General features: G+C 69.2%; 17 protein-coding genes. 4 read left to right on the forward strand and 13 right to left on the reverse strand.

Going from position 1 to position 17616, the window contains the following annotated elements; all coding sequences use genetic code 11:
* The first annotated feature begins 13 nt into the window (after positions 1-13).
* Positions 14-844 (forward strand): flagellar motor protein MotB, encoded by an 831-nt coding sequence (locus ASF25_RS16785; RefSeq protein WP_056173318.1) that lies wholly within the window; start codon positions 14-16, stop codon positions 842-844.
* Positions 845-852: 8 nt separating this feature from the next.
* On the opposite strand, the gene ASF25_RS16790 is transcribed toward ASF25_RS16785, so the two are convergent.
* Both ASF25_RS16790 and ASF25_RS16795 read right to left on the reverse strand, forming a co-directional pair.
* Entirely contained in the window at positions 853-1341 is a 489-nt protein-coding gene (locus ASF25_RS16790) for a CAP domain-containing protein (RefSeq protein WP_056174116.1), read from the reverse strand.
* 34 nt (positions 1342-1375) lie between these two features.
* The gene (locus ASF25_RS16795) at positions 1376-3970 is read right to left on the reverse strand and encodes a DUF3772 domain-containing protein (protein ID WP_056306010.1); all 2595 of its coding nucleotides are present in this window, start codon (positions 3968-3970) and stop codon (positions 1376-1378) included.
* A gap of 656 nt (positions 3971-4626) precedes the next feature.
* Between ASF25_RS16795 and ASF25_RS16800 the strand changes: the two genes are divergently transcribed.
* Positions 4627-5175: an HNH endonuclease gene (locus tag ASF25_RS16800; RefSeq protein ID WP_056173314.1), complete on the forward strand. Its 549-nt coding sequence runs from the start codon at positions 4627-4629 to the stop codon at positions 5173-5175.
* Here the strand turns inward: ASF25_RS16800 and ASF25_RS16805 are convergent, their stop codons facing one another.
* The 4 genes from ASF25_RS16805 to ASF25_RS16820 form a co-directional block, all read right to left on the reverse strand.
* Positions 5176-5400, reverse strand: coding sequence for a hypothetical protein (locus tag ASF25_RS16805; RefSeq protein ID WP_156369045.1), 225 nt, complete (start codon positions 5398-5400; stop codon positions 5176-5178).
* A gap of 170 nt (positions 5401-5570) precedes the next feature.
* Positions 5571-6509: an outer membrane beta-barrel protein gene (locus ASF25_RS16810; RefSeq protein ID WP_056173308.1), complete on the reverse strand. Its 939-nt coding sequence runs from the start codon at positions 6507-6509 to the stop codon at positions 5571-5573.
* A 109-nt stretch (positions 6510-6618) separates the two neighbouring features.
* Complete coding sequence (locus ASF25_RS16815) at positions 6619-7425, reverse strand: outer membrane beta-barrel protein (RefSeq protein WP_244473078.1); 807 nt, start codon at positions 7423-7425, stop codon at positions 6619-6621.
* A 293-nt stretch (positions 7426-7718) separates the two neighbouring features.
* Positions 7719-8597, reverse strand: a complete 879-nt coding sequence (locus ASF25_RS16820) for an outer membrane beta-barrel protein (RefSeq protein WP_056173301.1) — start codon at positions 8595-8597, stop codon at positions 7719-7721.
* 222 nt (positions 8598-8819) lie between these two features.
* Here ASF25_RS16820 and ASF25_RS16825 point away from each other — a divergent pair, with 222 nt between their 5' ends.
* Positions 8820-9146: an MmcQ/YjbR family DNA-binding protein gene (locus tag ASF25_RS16825; protein ID WP_056173299.1), complete on the forward strand. Its 327-nt coding sequence runs from the start codon at positions 8820-8822 to the stop codon at positions 9144-9146.
* Positions 9147-9152: 6 nt separating this feature from the next.
* On the opposite strand, the gene glmM is transcribed toward ASF25_RS16825, so the two are convergent.
* The 6 genes from glmM to ASF25_RS16855 form a co-directional block, all read right to left on the reverse strand.
* Positions 9153-10496, reverse strand: coding sequence for a phosphoglucosamine mutase (gene glmM / locus ASF25_RS16830; RefSeq protein ID WP_056173296.1), 1344 nt, complete (start codon positions 10494-10496; stop codon positions 9153-9155).
* A 142-nt stretch (positions 10497-10638) separates the two neighbouring features.
* The gene (ftsH, locus tag ASF25_RS16835) at positions 10639-12561 is read right to left on the reverse strand and encodes an ATP-dependent zinc metalloprotease FtsH (RefSeq protein WP_056173293.1); all 1923 of its coding nucleotides are present in this window, start codon (positions 12559-12561) and stop codon (positions 10639-10641) included.
* Positions 12562-12611: 50 nt separating this feature from the next.
* Positions 12612-13727 (reverse strand): tRNA lysidine(34) synthetase TilS, encoded by a 1116-nt coding sequence (tilS, locus tag ASF25_RS16840; RefSeq protein WP_244473069.1) that lies wholly within the window; start codon positions 13725-13727, stop codon positions 12612-12614.
* Entirely contained in the window at positions 13724-14701 is a 978-nt protein-coding gene (ybgF, locus tag ASF25_RS16845; RefSeq protein ID WP_056306137.1) for a tol-pal system protein YbgF, read from the reverse strand. The genes tilS and ybgF overlap by 4 nt, the downstream gene beginning before the upstream one ends.
* A 125-nt stretch (positions 14702-14826) precedes the next feature.
* A complete protein-coding gene (gene pal / locus ASF25_RS16850; protein ID WP_056306015.1) occupies positions 14827-15351 on the reverse strand; it encodes a peptidoglycan-associated lipoprotein Pal in 525 nt (174 codons plus the stop codon).
* Between the two features lie 318 nt (positions 15352-15669).
* Entirely contained in the window at positions 15670-16113 is a 444-nt protein-coding gene (locus tag ASF25_RS16855; protein WP_244473070.1) for an Hpt domain-containing protein, read from the reverse strand.
* Positions 16114-16205: 92 nt separating this feature from the next.
* On the opposite strand from ASF25_RS16855, the gene ASF25_RS16860 reads away from it, so the two are divergent.
* Positions 16206-16592: a response regulator gene (locus ASF25_RS16860; RefSeq protein ID WP_056306017.1), complete on the forward strand. Its 387-nt coding sequence runs from the start codon at positions 16206-16208 to the stop codon at positions 16590-16592.
* 15 nt (positions 16593-16607) lie between these two features.
* Here the strand turns inward: ASF25_RS16860 and ASF25_RS16865 are convergent, their stop codons facing one another.
* The gene (locus ASF25_RS16865; RefSeq protein ID WP_056306020.1) at positions 16608-17504 is read right to left on the reverse strand and encodes a WcbI family polysaccharide biosynthesis putative acetyltransferase; all 897 of its coding nucleotides are present in this window, start codon (positions 17502-17504) and stop codon (positions 16608-16610) included.
* Between the last annotated feature and the right edge of the window lie 112 nt (positions 17505-17616).

Raw genomic sequence — 17616 nt, forward strand, 5'->3', positions numbered from 1 at the left:
GGGAGACCAAGTCGTGGCCAAGAAGAAGCGCGGCGCGCATGGCGGCCACGGCTGGTTCGTGACCTTCGCGGACCTGATGGCGCTGCTCATGAGTTTCTTCGTGATGATCGCCGCCTACTCGACGCAGGACCAGAAGAAGATGCAGGCGGTGGCCGGCTCCATGCGCGACGCCTTCGGCGTCAACAAGGAATCGCGCTTCGCCGGCATCATCGAGAAGGACGGCTTGCCGACGGCGAACTTCGTCAAGCACAAGCGCGACATCCCGCCGGAGCAGTCCACCGACCACACCAATCCGCCGGACGTCGAGGGGACGGCGGACGACGGCGCACCGGACACCGGCATGCCTGAGGCGTACGGCCTCGCCGCCGCCAGCCTGCGCCAGGCCCTGCAGGACATGCCGGAGATCGCCGAGGCCTCGAAGAACATCATGGTCACGCCGACCGCCAAGGGCCTCGACATCGCCATCGTCGATCAGGACGGCGCCTCGATGTTTCCGGACGGGTCGAGCCGGCCGAACGACCGCACCCGGCGCCTGCTGGAACGTTTGGCGCCGACTTTGCGCAAGATGCCAAACCGCATCGCCATCGCGGGCTTCACCGCTTCGGAGCGTCCCGGCGCGCGGCCAGCCGCTCCGCCCTGGGAGCTCTCGGCCAACCGGGCCATCTCGGTGCGGGAGATCCTCGCCGGCAGCGGCGTGCCCGACGATCGCTTCGCCTCGGTCACGGGCAAGGCCGACACCGAGCCGCTGTTTCCCGACAACCCGTTTCTCGCAGCCAACCGCCGGGTGACGGTGACGCTCCTGTCGGAGGCGCCGGTGGTTTCGCGGAAGATGAAGTTCCCCTGACGGGGACGCTACTTCGACACCAGCAGCGCCCAGTAGACCCGGTATTTCGAGTTCGGCGCGTAGGCCGTGGCGATGCCCATGCGGGTGGCGTCGGGCGCCAGCATCACGGCATTGTGGGCCGGGCTGTCGCGCCACCCCGAGAACGCCTCCGCCAGGGTGTGGTAGCCGGCCGACAGATTGGCGCCGGCCGACGGGTGGCCGAGGCGCTCCATGGCGACCCGCACGGTCTGGGCGCGGCTCGGCCGATCGGCGGCCGCCATGGCGGCGGCCTCGGCTTCGGCGAGCTTCTGCAGTTCGGGGTCGAGGCGCAGCGCCGTGCCGCCGGTGCGGGCGCGGTAGGCCGAGATCATGTCGCGGGCCGTGGCCGCGTCGACCTGCGCCGCGGCGGTGGTCATCGGCCAGTACAGGCTCGGCAGGGCCGTGGCGGTCTCGAGGGGCTGCTGCGTCGCGCACCCCGTGAGCGTCGCTCCGGCGACGAGGCAGGCTCCGAAACACACGCCCCGGACACCCGAAAATCCCTGGCCCACCTGCTCACCCCTTCGGCATCTCGGCCTCCCGCCGGCCCGCCGATCCGTTCGCGTCGCCCCTCGGCTCCGCGAACGAACTGGCGATCCGGCCCATGGCCTCCTGGAACGGTTCGAGCCCCTGCACGACGACGTTGCTGGAGCCCGGACCCATGGCCGGGATCATTCCGACCTCGGACAAGGACTTGAACACGGCAAAGTTCAAATCGTTCTGCACCTTCAGGCCGAAACTCACGTCGATGATCATGGCGATGAGCTCGAACTCGAGGAACGGGTCGCCGATCTTGCGGAAGACCACCCGGGGCGGAGGCTCCTTCAGCACGTCCGGGTGGGCGCTGGCGCAAGCGACCAGCATCTCGGCGGCGCGCACGGGGTCCTGGTTGCGCAGGACGTTGACCGTGATGGAGACCCGGCCGGTACGGTCGCCCCGGACCCGGTTCTTGACGATGCCGGAGATGAGGTTCGAGTTCGGCACGATGACGGCGGAGCGGTCGAAGGTCTGGATCTCCGTGGAGCGCACGGAAATGCGCTTCACGATGCCCTCGCTGTCGCCGATGAGCACCTGGTCGCCGACGCGGATCGGGCGCTCCCACAGGAGCAGCAGGCCCGAGACGAAGTTGTTGACGATGGATTGCAGGCCGAAACCGATACCGACCGACAGGGCGCCGGCCACGATGGTGAGTTTCTCGAGACTCAGGCCGAGATACGAGAACGCGAGCGCCAGGGTGAGCAGGAAGCCGCAATAGCCCGCGATGGTCGAGATCGAGTTGCGCAGGCCCGCATCGAGGTCGGTGGCCGGCAGGTAGGTGTTTTCGAGCCAGCGCTGGATCGCCCGGGTGACGGCCATACCGAGCACGAGCAGGCCGACGGCCAGCGCGATGGTGGAGAGCGAGATGGTGACGTCGCCGACCTTGAATCCGAAGAAGGCGCTGCGCACGGAGGTGAACACGTCCGTCGAATCGAGGCCCCAGGGGGCGAGCGCCAAGAGGGCCGCGACCAGGATGAGGACGACGCGGGCGAAGCCCGTGGCCAGCACGGCGATCTGGTTCAGGGAGCGCTTGCGCAGGCCGGTGTTGGCCTGGAGCGCGGTCGCGATCTTGGTGTCGTCGCGCAGGGTCCCGCCGATGAAGGTGTCGGCGCTGCCGATGAACAGGAACAGCAGCACGAACAGGCTGGCGGTCCAGACGAGCTGGTCGATGAGGAAGGTCGAGAACGCGACGTAGCCGACGAGCGCGGCCGCGCCGATGACCGCCACCGCAGCCCAACCGAGGAGCCGGGCCGGGCCGCCGATGCCGGTGGCGGCCTCGGGGGCCACGTAGGGCCCGAAGCACGCCTCCTCCTTCTCCGCCGTGTCGGCGAAGCGGTGCAGGCCGATGGCGAGGATGAGGGCGGTGGCGATGGCGCCGAGGCCGCGCGTGGCGATGGAGATCGGCAGGGCCGCGGAGATCGCGGAATTCAGGGCTTCGACGGATTTCACCACGGTGATCACCACCGCGATGCTCACCGCCAGGGTGGTGATCCGCGAGGCGGCCGCATCGGTCATCGCCGTGGTGCGCCAGGACGGCTTGTCGGGCGACAGCAGGGCGTCGGCGAGGGCCTCGACGAAGGCGATGAAGGCGAGCCCGATGAGGATCGCCCCGGCCACCGGCAGCAGCCGCATGGGCAGGAGGTTGGTGACGTCGAGGGCGTAGTAGACCGCATAGCTCCCGAGCACCGCCGGCACGGTGCCGAGGAGAAAGACCCGCCAGGCGGCCAGCAGCTTCTTGCGCTGTGACGGATCCGTGGCCTTGGCGTCGCGCCGACCGAGGCGCGGGGCGATGTTGCGGCGACCGAAATACAGGGCGATGGAGATGCCGAAGGCGATCCCGAGGAAGAGCAGATTGGTGAGGGTGCCGTTGCGCGCGAACAGGTCGGCGGTGTCCGAGACGGCGTTCTGAAGCGCGCGGACGTCGCGCGGGATGTCGGCGGCGATCCGCATCCACAGGTCCGGGGTGACCAGGGCGGTGGAGCGCTCGAACAGGCCGCGGGTGAAGGCCGCGCGGCGCTTGTTGGTGACCTGATCGACGATCTGGTCGCTCTGCACGAGGAGGGATTTCGCGAGGCGCTGGGTCTCGTCGATCTCGGCCACCGCCTGTTCGCGCTCCGTGCGCTCGCGGGCGACGTCCTCGCCCTCCGCCCCCTCCTTCGGCTTGGGGCCGAGCTGCGTCAGGCGTTCGCGGGCCGCCTCCAGGCGCGGAGAGGTGAGATCGATCACGTGGCGGATGCGGTCGGCGATGGCGTCGACGCCATCGCGCGCGCGGGTCAGGTCGCCGCTGCCGACAGTCTCGCCGGCGAGGATCTTTTCGCGGTGTTCGAGGTCGTCCTTCGCCTTGTCGAGGGTGTCGCGGACGGTCTTGATCTCCTCCGACACCACGGGCTTCGGGGCCGGAGGCTTGGCGGGTGCGGCCGGCTGGGCGGCGGGTGGGGCGGCCGGCTGGGCGGCGGGTGCCGCCGGCTGGGGCGCCTGTCCGAAGACCGCGCCGGGAACGAAGCTCGCGAGGCCGAGCCATCCCGCTGCCAGGACCGGGACGAGACGCAGCCTGCGCCCGGTCCCGCCGGGCATGCGACGCACCCTCCCCTCGGTGGGCCGATGAGCGGTCGGGGCGTTCGTCTCGTGCAAGGTGCCGTCCTTCGTGTCGGGGGCCCTGCCCGCTCGGAATGGCGCGGCGTGCCGGGGCGACGCTGCGGGATCGCACGAACGAGGCCAGGGCGATCAGGGTCGGGAGACGCGGCAATCGCCGAGCAATGGGGCGAAAGGCTGACCGTGCCCCGCCCCGGCCGCATCGCTGGCGTGCGGATCGCGGGCAGACGACCTGTGGGGAAACGAACTGCCGGCCCGGCGGCCCGTGGGCATCGCTCCTTGTGGGCATGGCGTCGCGCGCATGCGGGGCGACCTTCACAAGCGTGTCATGCTGATATTAGACTAACCCGTGATGGACTTTGCCTTTTCGTATCGGTGCGAGGAGGTGGTGACGGTCGTCCGCGTCGAGGGACGTTGCCACCAGCCGGGCGCTTTCGCCCGATGCGACCGCTTTTGGCCTAAGCCTTCCGTGATTTCCGCCGCGCCTGCGCCGCTCCGACGGCGCCTTCTGCGCGCGCCCGTCCACGGGACGCACCGGTCCAAACTCCGAAAACGTTTGATCTTTCATCCGACAGGGGCAGCGCGCCGGGCGATTCCCGCGCGTTGTCCCCGTGTCGACCCGCCGAGAGGGGTGCGCCATGCTGGATCTCCAAACGCTCGTGCTGAACGCCGATTACCGGCCGCTGTCCTACAATCCGCTCTCGCTGTGGTCCTGGAAGGACGCCTTCACCGCCCTGTTCCTCGACCGCGTCACCCTGGTGGCGAGCTACGACGTCGAGGCGCGTAGCCCGAGCCGCTCCCTGCGGGTGCCGAGCGTCGTCGCCCTCAAGAGCTACGTGACCCTGGCGCGCAGCCCGGCCTTCACCCGCTACAACATCTACCTGCGCGACACGTTCTCGTGCCAGTATTGCGGCCTGCGCCTGCCGTCCGGCGGGCTCACCTTCGATCACGTGGTGCCGCGCTCGCGCGGCGGGCTGTCGAGCTGGGAAAACGTGGTCGCGGCCTGTTCGCCGTGCAACCTGCGCAAGGCCAACCGCACCCCGGCCGAGGCCGAGATGCCCCTCTTGCACGAGCCGCACCGCCCGACCCGGCACGAGCTGCACCGCCGCCAGCCGGAATTCGACCACCGGCAGTACCACCACACCTGGGTGGACTACCTCTACTGGGATTCCGAGCTGGAGAGCTGATCAGAACCGGCGCGGCGGCTCGTTGTAGAGGGGCAGATTGAGGGAGCGCGGCACCAGCACCACGGGCAGAGGCGGGGGCGGCGGCAGGTAGGCCGGATCGCGATAGGCGATCTCGGGCGGCGGCAACGGCCGGTGACGGAGTTCTCCGCCCGCCTGTGCCGGGCCGAGACCGGCGAGGACGAGGCTGGCCGAGGCCAGTCCAGCGCTGAGGACGAGGCGGATCATGGTTCGGGCGTTTCCGGCATCTTCGGGCGTTTCCGGCATCGGTGAAATCGATCGGGTGCGGCACCCCTATCCTACCCCGCCAAAAGCGAGTGCTGCCTTAACAAGCCGGCGTGTGTTCCGTCCCATTGCGCAGCGGCCGGTCATCCACCGGAGGCGGTGTCGAGGCACAATCAGAACTTCACGGCCGCACCGCCGCGCACGGTGTTGAGATTGACCTTGTGGCCGTCGAAATCGTTGAACAGCACGTACTGATATTCGGCCCGCAGGAGAATGTTCTGCGTCAGGGCATATTCCATGCCCGCGCCAAGGGCGATGCCGCCGACGATCTTCTCCGTCGGCCCCTTGGAAATCGCAACTGGAGCCGCGGGGACGGTCTGCAACGCTCCGTTGGGGGATGATTGAACGCCAGGATAAGCCGGGTTGAAGCTGAGGTAATCGTGACGGGACACGTAAGCCGGTGCTCCCGCAGTCAGAGCTTGGTTGGCTGCATAAGTTCTGGCATCGTATCCATAGTTCTGTACGAGGACTTGGTCCGTAACGATGGCGCGGCCGATCGCAACGCCGCCTGTGACGAAGGGAAGAAAGCTGCCAAAACTCCAGCCACCACGCGCACGAATAGTTCCATAATCTTCGATTTTTGTGGTGGATTCACCAAAGAGATTGACCGTTTCCGCAATGCCGCCGGATGTCATCATAATTCGGCCGATGCCGTTCGATGCGACGCCCGTGCGATTGAAACGCGTGTAGTCCGCTTCGATGCCGACGACGGCTTCGTCGAACTGATAGTTGAATCCGGCGAACGCACCGTAGCTCGTTCCTTCGATACGCGTCGAAGGGATCGCTAGCAGGTTCGAGGCCGAGAACTGGCTTTCGATATCGCGTGCTCGGAATTGGAGGGCCAGGATATCCTGGAAGACGTTCTTCTGCTGGAGCGCGGCCGACGTATAGCCGCCATGCCCACCGACATACACGCCGTTCCAATCGATGATCGGGGCCGCCGGCTCGTAGTCCGGGCCGCGCAGGACGCCGTAATCGAGGTCGGCGGCGCCGGCGGTGGAGCCGGCGCCGAGGGCGAGCGTCGTCAGGAGCGCGAGGGTCAGGGTCCGCATCGATGTCGTCCTCAAGGCGTCAGATCGACTGGGTTTTTACTGAGCCTGTTCTGGAATGTGTACTTGAGTAACCTTAACGGAGCGTTTCGGTCTCCGAAGCCGGCCGGGCCTACTCGTAGGGGTTTCCGCTGCTCCACACCGTGGGCAGTCCCTGCAGGCTCGGAATGCCGTCGCGGAAGGCATAGCGCAGGCCGACGCGGACTTCGTTGGCGGCGAGATCCTTGAGACTGCTGCCGGACCGGAAGGCGTCGAGGCCGGATTCGGCGCGCCCGAGATCGACGTAGCGGTAGCTCGCATCCAGGCTGAAGCCGGCGCCGAGCTCGTAGGCGACGCCGCCCGTGAGCGCCCAGGCGAGGTTGGTGACGGAGCGGTTGGGCCGGATCACCGCCGGGCGTGGGCCCGCGCCCGGCCCGCCGTCGCAGGCGTCGATGAGGCAGGTGGTCTGGGTGTAGCCCCGGCGAAAAACGTTTCGTGCGAAACCGACGCCGGCGCCGATATACGGGGTCAGGCCCCACCAGGTCCCGAGGTCGGCGTAGACGTTGACGAGGCCCGTGAGTGCGCCGAGGCGACCGGCCTCGACGTTGTAGCCCGTGGCGAAGTTGGTGCGCGACGAGTACGCGCTGTAGGTCGAATCCTGGCGCTGGTCGAAGGTGGCGTCCACGCGCAGCCAGGGGTTGATGCGGTAGCCGACGCCGCCGCCGTAGCCGGCCTCGCGGCTCAGGGTCCGCCGCACCAGGGGCGGCATGCCCGGATCGTTGGGATCGGGCAGCGTCGCGTCCGTCGGGCGCAGCGGAAAGCTCTCGGTGAAATCAGCGCGGAGATACCAGCCGCCGCCGATGGGTACGGGGGGGGCCTCCGGCGGCGGGGGCGGCAGCAGGTCGGCGCCCCACGCGGGCACGAGGGCTGCGAGCGACATCAGGGTCAAGGCAGATCCGGCGACCGCGGCGCGCGTCCGCCCATGGGCGCGATGCGATGGGCGCGTCTGCTGTGTCATGGTGTCCCCGAACCGTTTGCACCCTGTCCCGGGCGGCACGCACCCGTAGGGACCGACCTGGCTGTCGTCATGCGCGCGAGTATCGGAGAGGAAGGTTAGGAGCGGATTAAGCTTAACGCGATTGCTGGCGAAGGTTTGCTGTCGCAAACCAAGACGGCGCGAACCGGAGGGTTCGCGCCGTCTTGGTCATGGGCGCTGTGATGCCCAAGGGTGTGTCAGTACTTGCGGATCAGCGGAACCGGCTCGGGCTGGTAATCGGCGATGACCGGAGCGGCGACGATACCGCCGAGCATCCAGCGCATGCCGATGCGCACATCGTGGGAGGTGACTTCCTTGAGCTTGTAGGAGGCGCCGGCACAGCCCGGATCGTTGAAGCAGCTCACCGAGCCGGTGCCGACATGGCCGAGGTTCATGTAGCGGTAGCCGAGCTCGAGCTTGAGGTTCGGCGTGACGCTGTAGCCGAGGCCGGCCATGGCCGCCCAGGCGAGGTTAGTGGTGCGCTTGGTGGCGGCGATGCCGAAGCCGCCGGCGGCCGAACCGGCGCCGGTGTCGTTGAAGCCGTGCACCGTGTGGAAGGCCGAGCCGACGCCGCCGCCGATGAAGGGCGTCACGCCGTACCAGCTGCCGAGATCGACGTAGCCGTTGGCCATGGCGACCACGGTGGAAAGGTTGCCCTGGTCGTAGTCGATCCCCTTGGCCGGCACGCCGTTGCCGTAGGGCAGATCGAACTTCTCGACGAAGGAGAAGCGGCCTCCGCCCCGGTATTCACCGGTGATGTCGCCGCGCAGGAAGCCGTTGAACTGGTAGCCGACGCCGCCGCCGCCGAAGAACTGGTCGCCCATGCTCTTCTGGTGGATCTCGTAGTTCGGCGGCAGTGCCTTGCCCGGCACGGTGGTCACCACCTTCTCGTAGCTCGCGGCACCCACGCCGATATCGCCGCGCAGGTACCAGCCGCCGCCGATCTCGACGGGCGGGGGCAGCGGCTCGGGCGGCAGGGGGGGAAGCAGGTCGGCGGCGTATCCGAGGCTGGGCGCTCCCACGCTCGCAAGGAGCGTGAACGAGCGCACCAAGGCAGACAGCTTGGAGCGGCGCATGGAATTCAGTCCTTCACTCGACCGTTTGCCGGGAGCGACGAGGCGCCGGCTCGGATGACGAAGGCATGATTGGCGCAACGGGGTTAAATCAGGCTTAACGTTAAATCTTATCCTTGCCGGACTATGACGAGACAAGTGGAGACTCCGGGTCAAGTCAGGCGGGCAGGCCGGCGTCGATCCGGACCGGTGCATCCGAACCTGCACCTGTGTAGACACGCGGCGATGCGCCCCGAGGATGTCCGTGCCCTTGCCCTGTTGCTCCCCGGCGTGGTCGAGGCCGCGCATCAGGGGCATCCCGATTTTCGCATCGGCGGCCGGATCTTCGCGACCCTGTGGGTCGAGGAGGAGCGGGTCGTCCTGAAGCTCACGCCCGGCGACCAGGAACACCTGCTGGCCGAGGCGCCGGACCTGTTCGCGCCCGTGCCGGGGGCATGGGGGCGGCGCGGCTGGACCAACCTCGACCTGTGGGACGCCGACGAGGCGGTGCTGCGCGACGCCCTGCTGGCGGCGTGGCGCAACGTGGCGCCGGCGGCCCTCGACGGGGATTGAGGGCGATCAGGCCGCGGCTTTGGCCACGGCGTCCACGACGGTGTCGACCACCTCCGATACCAGGGCGCGGTCGTCGCCCTCGGCCATCACGCGGATCACCGGCTCCGTGCCCGAGGCGCGGATGACGAGGCGACCGTCGTTGCCGAGGCGCTCGCGGGCCTGCGCGATGGCGGTCACGACCGAATCCGCCCGCAACGGCTCGCCTGCGCGGTAGCGGACGTTGCGCAGGATCTGCGGCAGTGGATCGAAGCAGTGGCAGACCTCGCTGACCGGCCGGTCGGAGCGCTTGACCACGCTGAGGAGCTGCAGGGCGGCCACCAGACCGTCGCCGGTGGTGGCATAGTCGGACATGATGATGTGTCCGGATTGCTCGCCGCCGAGGTTGTAGCCGTGCTCGCGCATGTGCTCGAGGACGTAGCGGTCGCCCACCGCCGTGCGCGCCAGGGACAGGCCGATGCCGCCGAGGTAGCGCTCGAGGCCGAGGTTCGACATGATCGTCGCGACCAGCCCCGGCTGGGTCAGGCGGTCGTCCTCCTTCCACGAGCGGGCGACGACGGCCATGAGCTGGTCCCCATCCACCGACTGGCCCTTCTCGTCGACGATGAGAACCCGGTCGGCGTCGCCGTCCAGGGCGATGCCGATGTCGGCGCGGAGTTCCCGGACCTTGGCGGCCAGCGCCGCCGGCGCCGTCGAGCCGACATCCTGGTTGATGTTGAATCCGTCCGGCTCGACCCCGATGGCGATGACCTCGGCGCCGAGCTCCCACAGGGTCTCGGGCGCGACGCGGTAGGCCGCGCCGTTGGCGCAATCGACCACGATCCGCAGACCGTCGAGGGTGACGTTGCGGGGCAGCGAGCGCTTGGCGAACTCGATGTAGCGGGCATGCACGCTCTCGATGCGCTTTGCCCGGCCGAGATCGCGCGAGCCCGACAGCCGCTTGTGCATCTCGCCGTCGATGAGCGCCTCGATGGCGCGCTCCACGTCGTCGTTGAGCTTGAACCCGTCCGGACCGAACAGCTTGATGCCGTTGTCCTCGAACGGGTTGTGGGAAGCGGAGATCATCACGCCGAGGTCGGCCCGCATGGAGCGCGTCAGCATGGCGACCGCGGGCGTCGGCATCGGACCGAGCTGGAGCACATCCATGCCGACCGAAGTGAAACCGGCGATCAGGGCCGTCTCGATCATGTAGCCCGACAGGCGGGTATCCTTGCCGATCACCACCCGGTGACGATGGTCGCCGCGCTGGAACAGGAGCCCGGCGGCCTGGCCGACCTTGAGGGCGAGTTCGGGCGTGATCACGCCGTTGGCGCGCCCACGGATGCCGTCGGTGCCGAAATACTTGCGCGACATGGGTTCGCGATCCGTCTGCTGTCTGCTGCGGTGGGCCCGGAATCCGCCTCCGAGGCTATCCCGGCACGGTTAACGCGGCCCGGACATGCGTGAGCCCGCCGGGGGGCGGGCTCACGGGCTTATCCCAGGGGATTCGAGGCGTTCAGGCCTGGGGCTGCGGCTCCAGGCCGCCATCGGTCTCGCGCGGCCGGCCGCGACCGGCGGAGGGAACCGACGAGCCCCGGACGGTGCTTGAGGGACCATCGCCGGAATCGCGCACCGGCGGCTTGCCGGCGATGAGATTCTTGATCTCGTCGCCCGACAGGGTCTCGTATTCCAGCAGTCCCTGAGCGAGGGCTTCGAGGTCGTCCTTGTGCTCGCCGAGGATGCGGCGGGCCTCCTCCAGACCGGTCTCGACGAGGCGGCGGACCTCCGCGTCGATCTTCTGGGCGGTGGCTTCCGAGACCGTCTGCTGACGGCCCATGGACATGCCGAGGAACACTTCGTCGTTGTTCTCGCCGTACGCGACGGTGCCGAGTTCGGGGCTGAAGCCCCAGCGGGTCACCATCATGCGGGCGAGACGCGTCGCCTGCTCGATGTCGGACTGGGCGCCCGAGGTCACCTTGTCGGCGCCGAAGGTCATCTCCTCGGCGATGCGGCCGCCCATCATGATAGCGAGACGCGAGGTCATCTGCTCGAAGCTCATGGACAGCTTGTCGCGCTCGGGCAGCTGCATGACCATGCCGAGGGCCCGGCCGCGCGGGATGATCGTCGCCTTGTGGACGGGGTCGGTGGCCGGCACGTTGAAGGCGACGATGGCGTGGCCGCCCTCGTGGTAGGCGGTGAGACGCTTCTCATCCTCGGTCATGACCAGGGTGCGCCGCTCGGCGCCCATCATCACCTTGTCCTTGGCGTCCTCGAACTCGTGCATCGTGACGATGCGTTTTCCGCGACGCGCCGCCAGGAGCGCCGACTCGTTGACGAGGTTCATGAGGTCGGCGCCCGAGAAGCCCGGGGTTCCGCGCGCGATGACCTTGAGGTCGACGTCCGGTGCCAGCGGCACCTTGCGGACGTGGACGCGCAGGATGCGCTCGCGGCCGACGACATCGGGATTCGGCACCATGATCTGGCGATCGAAGCGGCCCGGACGCAGGAGGGCGGGGTCGAGGACGTCGGGCCGGTTGGTGGCCGCGATGATGATCACGCCCTCGTTGGCCTCGAAGCCGTCCATCTCCACGAGGAGCTGGTTCAGGGTCTGCTCGCGCTCGTCGTTGCCGCCCCCCAAGCCGGCGCCGCGATGACGGCCCACCGCGTCGATCTCGTCGATGAAGATGATGCAGGGTGCGTTCTTCTTCGCCTGCTCGAACATGTCGCGGACGCGGCTTGCGCCGACGCCGACGAACATCTCGACGAAGTCAGAGCCCGAGATGGTGAAGAACGGCACGTTGGCCTCGCCCGCGACCGCCCGGGCGATCAGGGTCTTACCCGTGCCGGGAGGGCCGACGAGGAGAACGCCGCGCGGGATGCGGCCGCCGAGGCGCTGGAACTTCTGCGGGTCGCGCAGGAATTCCACGATCTCCTGCAGGTCCTCCTTGGCTTCCTCGACGCCGGCGACATCGTCGAAGCTCACGCGGCCCGACGCCTCGGTGAGGAGCTTGGCCTTCGACTTGCCGAAGCCCATGGCCCGGCCCGCGCCAGACTGCATCTGGCGGCTGAGGAAGATCCAGGCGCCGATGAACACGAGGATCGGCAGCCAGCTCACGAGCAACTGGATGAACCACGGCGTGTTGTCCGACGGCGGCCGCGCGGTGATCTGCACGCCCTTGCTCTGGAGCTTCGAGACCAGGCCGGGGTCGTTCGGCGCGTAGGAGGTGAAGTTGCCGCCGCCGACGTAGGAGCCGCTGACGTCCTGCCCGGAGATCACCACCGTCTGAATCTTGCCGGCATCGGCATCGTTCAAGAGCTGGCTGTAGGCGATCTCGGCGCCGCCGCCGCGATGTCCCGGATTCTGGAACAGCGTCACGAGGGCGAGCACGAGCAGGAAGATGACGACCCACAAGGCGAAATTGCGGAAGTTCGGGTTCATCGATCAATCCCTGGGGGGCATCCGGGCCCGCGGCGCGAATGGGGCGGATATCAGTCCGGACACTCCGAGCCAATGTAGGCAGCCCCGCCCCCCTTGCCAAGTAAATCGCGTACTCCTGCGGCAAGGCGGTCCCCAGCCCCGTCGCCGCCGGTCCTGGCCGGTGCCGGCGCGAGGGTGAACCCTCTCCCCCGCGTCAGGGAAACCAGCAGGCCCGCCAGGGTCCGGCGCAGGGGCGCCCGATCCCGAAGCGCCGGGCGCAGGGCGTCGAGCACGAGGGATTCGATTCGCTCCAGGCGCGGCCGTCCCGCCCCGGCCTCCGCGAGGGCCAGGGCGACGACGCGGATGAGGACCGCATCCGGCAGGTTCGCCAGCCCCGATGCGTCGAGGCGGACCAGGGTGGGAGCATCGGCCGGACGGCGCGCGGTGACGTAGGCGGCGCGGGCGGCATCGGTGAGAGCCGCGTCGTCGCGGGCGCACCGCGCGGCAAGTCGCGTCAGGCGGGCGTCGCTCAACCCCTCCCGGGCGAGGTCCGGCAGGAGGCGGCGCAGCCGGGCGCGGGCGAAGCGGGGATCGGCGTTCGACGCATCCTGGATGGGGGTGAGGCCATGGGCCACGCAATACGCCACGAGGCCGGCCTTCGGCAGGTCGAGGAACGGTCGTCCGAGGCGGACCCGACCGACGAGGGGACGCACGGCCCGCATGCCGGCGAGACCTTCCGGGCCGCTCCCGGCCAGCAGGCGCATCAGCACGGTCTCGGCCTGGTCGTCGCGGGTGTGTCCGGTGAGCACCCAATCGAGACCGAGCCGTTGCGCGTGGGCGCCCAGCAAGGCGTAGCGCGCCCCGCGCGCCGCCGCCTGGAGGCCGTGGGCCGGCTTCGGGCCGGTCCAGGCGAGGATGCGGTGCGGCAGTCCGAAGTCCCGCGCCAGGGTGGCGACGCCCTCCGCCTCGACGGCCGAGGCGGACCGCAACCCGTGATCGACGGTGGCGACGTGGAGCGGGATCGTGGGACCGACCCGCTCGAGGGCCTGCTTGGCGGCCTGCATCAGGGCCGTCGAATCGGGACCGCCCGAAACGGCGAGCAGCACGCCGCCATGCGGGATCGCGGGCGCGACGTAGGGAGCGAGCGCCGCCTCGATGGCGGCAGGGTCGAAGTCCGGCGCGGTCACGCCGCGCAGCGGGCGCGCTTCTGCTCGCGGGCCACACCCTGCCGCACGGAGGGGGCGGCACCGGGGAACTTGCGCTCGAGTTCGGCCAGCGTCGCGCAGGCCTGCTCGCGGGCGCCGAGGGCGTTGAGCGAGGTCCCGAGCTTCAGCATCGCGTCCGGCGCCTGGGCCGAGCGGGCATAATCCGTCGACACCTTCAGGAACTGCTCGGCCGCCTCGCGATTGCGATTGCGCTGGAGGTAGCTCTCCCCGAGCCAGTAGGTCGCCGCCGGCACCAGCCCGTCACGCGGGTGGGATTGGATGAACTGGCGCAGGCCCATCTCGGCCTGCTCGTACTGCCGCTGCAGGATGTAGGCGTAGGCCGATTCGTAATCGGCGCGGGCGTCACCCGTGGCGGTGGCGGCGACGCCCGGGCGGGCCGGCGCCGCGATGGCGCCCGTGGTCGGTACACGCGACGGCGGCGTGAGATCGACGGGGCCGCCGAAGCCGGGCGGCGACGGGCCGGGCTCCTCGTCGTCGGCCTCCACCACCGTCGGCGGCACCGTGCGGGCGCGGGGCGCCTCGGCCAAAGGCGCCGCGGACATGGCGTTCGACGACATGGCGTTTGACGACATGGCGTTCGAGGGCGTCGTGGTGCCGAGCTGCATCGGTGCGCCCGGTCGGCCGGGGTTCTGGTCGGGATCGAAGGCGTCGCTGCGTTTGGCCGGCTTCTGCGGCGCCGGATTGCCGCTCGGGGATGCCGCACCGCGACCGCCCTTGGCCTCCTGCAGGCGGAACTCGACATCCTCCTGGAACTTGCGAAGCTGTTCCTTGAGCTGGCGGTTCTCGTGCTGGAGCGTCTCGATCTGTCCCGCCTGCTGGCGCGACTGGTTCTCCAGCCGGTTCAGGCGCACGACGAAATCGGACCCGTCCTGGGCCGCCGCGGGCGACAGGGCCGCGAGCGCGAGGCAGGTGACGAGGAGGAGGCGACGGAGCATGGCGATCGGCACCGGTGAACGTGTCCCGCGAAGGCCATCGACTGGCCTCCCGCCCCATAACAGGTGTGCCGCATTGCGGCAAAACGCGGGCGCCCTGTTTCCGAAAGCGCCCGCCTCTCGCGTGATCAGGAACCGGCGCCGCGGTCGAGCACGGTGACGGCCCGCCGGTTCTGCGACCAGCACGAGATGTCGTTGCACACGGCGACCGGCCGCTCCTTGCCGTACGATACCGTGCGGATGCGGCCCGAGGCGATGCCGCGCGCGGCGAGGTAGTCGTTCACCGCCTGGGCGCGGCGGGCGCCGAGGGAGAAGTTGTACTCGCGGGTGCCGCGCTCGTCGGCATGGCCTTCGACGAGGAAGGTGTAGCGCGGGTAGCGCTGGAGCCAGGCCGCCTGTTTGTCGAGGGTGGCCGTCGCCGTGGACGTCAGGTCCGTCGAATCGGATTCGAAGAACACCCGGTCGCCGATGTTGACCACGAAGTCCTGGGCGCTGCCGGGCGTGCCCGCCCCGGCCCCGTAGGCCCCACCCGCGCCGGCGCCGAAGCCGGAGGCGTCGGCGAGATCCTTGTCGTTGCTGCAGGCGGCGACGCTGAGCGCGGCGCAGAGCGCCGCCGCGAGGCTGAACACGCGGGAGCGCGCGATCGTGGTCATGGTCCTGTTCTCCTCGAACGGCGCCGACGCGCGGCGCGGCCCGATATCCGGGGCTGGTGCGGTGTCTTCAGCCCCGTTGTCTAAGCCGGGCAGGTTAAGCGAAGGTTCCGTCAACCTTGACGGAGCGTTTCCACCATCGATTCGCGGCAGATGACGTGCGAGCCCGCACGCCGATGCCGATGGGACTATCGTCATCCGACAATACGGCGGCGTCGGGACGGTTCGACCGAGCCCGATCTTTCGCGCATTCGTGTCGCTTCACCGCAACGGTCGGCCTCGCGGCCGTGCGATCGCCCGGTCCGGATCTGCCGCGTTCGGTCAGGCGGCGCAGGCCGCCAACGGGGTCTCGGGCCGCGCGCCGGCTTCCATCGCGCAGATGGCCGCGATCGCCCCTTCGGCCGCGGCGCGGGCCGCCTTCAGAGGAGCGGCCAGATCGGCTCCGAGGAGGCAGGCCTGCTCCATCTCCAGGCAGCACCGCGACAGGTCGAAGAACCCGAGCGAACCGCTGACCGAGAGCAGCGTGTGCGCATCGTGGCGCAGGGCCAGGCGGTCGGTATCGGGCCAGCCAAGCCGCTGCGAGATCTCGATCCTGAGATGGCCCAGGAGGTCCATCAGCCGCGCCTGGCCGAACACTCCTTCGAGCTCGGCCAGGGTCGCCGGATCGTAGACCGGCACCACGCCGACGACCCGCGACGCGATACCCGCTGCGAACGGAACATCGAGGGCCTGCGTGCTGTCGATCAAAGGCGCGGATGCGGGCACGGTCAAGCCACCGCTGGAGTTGAAAGAGGCTTAACCATTATCAGGATAGACGCGTCGTTGCAAAGAGTTGGGGCGAAGAGTTGGGACGGGTGATGGATTCCCACTGCCGGGTTCTGATCGTCGAGGATAACTACCTGCTGCTCGACATGCTCAGCCGTGTCTTCGATCAGGGTGGCCTGAGCGTCGTCGCGGTGTCGAGCGGCGAAGCGGCGCTGACATCCATCCGCGAGACCGGCCCGACCATCGACTGGCTGTTCACCGACATCAACCTGCCCGGCCTCGTCGACGGCTGGAGTGTGGCCGACGCGTTCCGGACGCTGCATCCCCGCCGTCCCGTGGTCTATGCCTCCAGCGGCACGTATCCGCGCAATCGCGCCGTCAGCGACAGCCTGTTCGTCGCCAAGCCGTTCCGGATGCAGCCCATCGCCGAACTCGCCCGGGGCATCGCCGCCGCATCGGGTCTGCGCGCCGCCGGATAGTCCGGGGCCGGGGATTCAGGTGAACAGAGCCCGCACCGCCGGGTCTGCCCGCCAGGCCGCGACGCGCGGACATACGAGGCGGTCCGCCGGATGCCGGGCGTAGGCGGAAAAGCTGCCGGCGACGAAGGCGGAGCGATCGAACAGAATCGGGGCCGCGCCCCATTTCCGCTCCCTGGGCTTGTAGTGCGTGGTTCCCGGGAGGCCGTAGCGCCGCGCGATCTCCGGATAGAGCGGCCAGACCACATCCGACACGAGGTCGTCGGCGAGATAGTCCTCCGCCGCGACGGACAGGGGCGCGAGACCCGCCTCGCGGGCGAGGCGGTGGGCGATGTCGGCGAGCACGAACAGCTTCGGATGGTTGAGGACGTGCATGAAGCAGCCCCGCCGCGACCAGCGCGCGAGTTCCGCGTCCAGGGGAAACGCGAGGTCGCGCGCGCTGCCGAGGAGGAAGGTGCTGGCGTGGTCCCAGGCGTCGTAGTAGCCGAGCCGCGCGTAGACGTCGTCGCGGAACAGGCGGACGGTCTCCGCCACGGTGCGCCCTTCGAGGTACGCGCAGAGGGCGATGGCCGAGTGATACGGCCCCATGGGCGAACGCACGAGGTGGGTCGCCGACAGCGCGCCGACATCGCCGACATGGACCATGTCCGGGTGGAAGGCCGGAAACAGGATCGTGGGGAAAAGGCGTAGGCGTGCATCCCCCTGTGCCAGGGCGTGAACGTTGCCGCCCGTGACGAAGCCCTCCGGGAAGAACTGCGAGAACACGTGGTCGAAGGGCGCGAGGTGGTCGCGCAGGCGCGTCAGGGTGGCGTGGTCCCGCCGCAGGGTCGCCAGGGGGACGAGGCTGACGCGGGCCTCGGGCAGGAGCAGGCTGAGGGCGCGTGCGATGCCGTCGGCCTGGCAATTGCCCAGCACGGCGATGCGGCGACCCGTTCGGACCGGCTCTCCCGAAGCGACGGCCCGGCGCCATGGTCCCGCCCAGGATGGCGACCAAGAGCAGACGCGAGATCTGAACGATGAGACGGAT

The sequence above is a fragment of the Methylobacterium sp. Leaf100 genome (assembly GCF_001422845.1).
Taxonomy (GTDB): domain Bacteria; phylum Pseudomonadota; class Alphaproteobacteria; order Rhizobiales; family Beijerinckiaceae; genus Methylobacterium.

What these genes read in the sequence shown, in the direction of transcription:
- ASF25_RS16810 (WP_056173308.1), bottom strand. Translation starts at nt 6,509, where the DNA reads ATGCGGACCCTGACCCTCGCGCTCCTGACGACGCTCGCCCTCGGCGCC.
- ftsH (WP_056173293.1), bottom strand. Translation starts at nt 12,561, where the DNA reads ATGAACCCGAACTTCCGCAATTTCGCCTTGTGGGTCGTCATCTTCCTG.
- ASF25_RS16820 (WP_056173301.1), bottom strand. Translation starts at nt 8,597, where the DNA reads ATGCGCCGCTCCAAGCTGTCTGCCTTGGTGCGCTCGTTCACGCTCCTT.
- ASF25_RS16795 (WP_056306010.1), bottom strand. Translation starts at nt 3,970, where the DNA reads ATGCCCGGCGGGACCGGGCGCAGGCTGCGTCTCGTCCCGGTCCTGGCA.
- ASF25_RS16800 (WP_056173314.1), top strand. Translation starts at nt 4,627, where the DNA reads ATGCTGGATCTCCAAACGCTCGTGCTGAACGCCGATTACCGGCCGCTG.
- glmM (WP_056173296.1), bottom strand. Translation starts at nt 10,496, where the DNA reads ATGTCGCGCAAGTATTTCGGCACCGACGGCATCCGTGGGCGCGCCAAC.
- ybgF (WP_056306137.1), bottom strand. Translation starts at nt 14,701, where the DNA reads ATGCTCCGTCGCCTCCTCCTCGTCACCTGCCTCGCGCTCGCGGCCCTG.
- pal (WP_056306015.1), bottom strand. Translation starts at nt 15,351, where the DNA reads ATGACCACGATCGCGCGCTCCCGCGTGTTCAGCCTCGCGGCGGCGCTC.
- ASF25_RS16825 (WP_056173299.1), top strand. Translation starts at nt 8,820, where the DNA reads ATGCGCCCCGAGGATGTCCGTGCCCTTGCCCTGTTGCTCCCCGGCGTG.
- ASF25_RS16815 (WP_244473078.1), bottom strand. Translation starts at nt 7,425, where the DNA reads ATGTCGCTCGCAGCCCTCGTGCCCGCGTGGGGCGCCGACCTGCTGCCG.
- ASF25_RS16860 (WP_056306017.1), top strand. Translation starts at nt 16,206, where the DNA reads ATGGATTCCCACTGCCGGGTTCTGATCGTCGAGGATAACTACCTGCTG.
- ASF25_RS16805 (WP_156369045.1), bottom strand. Translation starts at nt 5,400, where the DNA reads ATGATCCGCCTCGTCCTCAGCGCTGGACTGGCCTCGGCCAGCCTCGTC.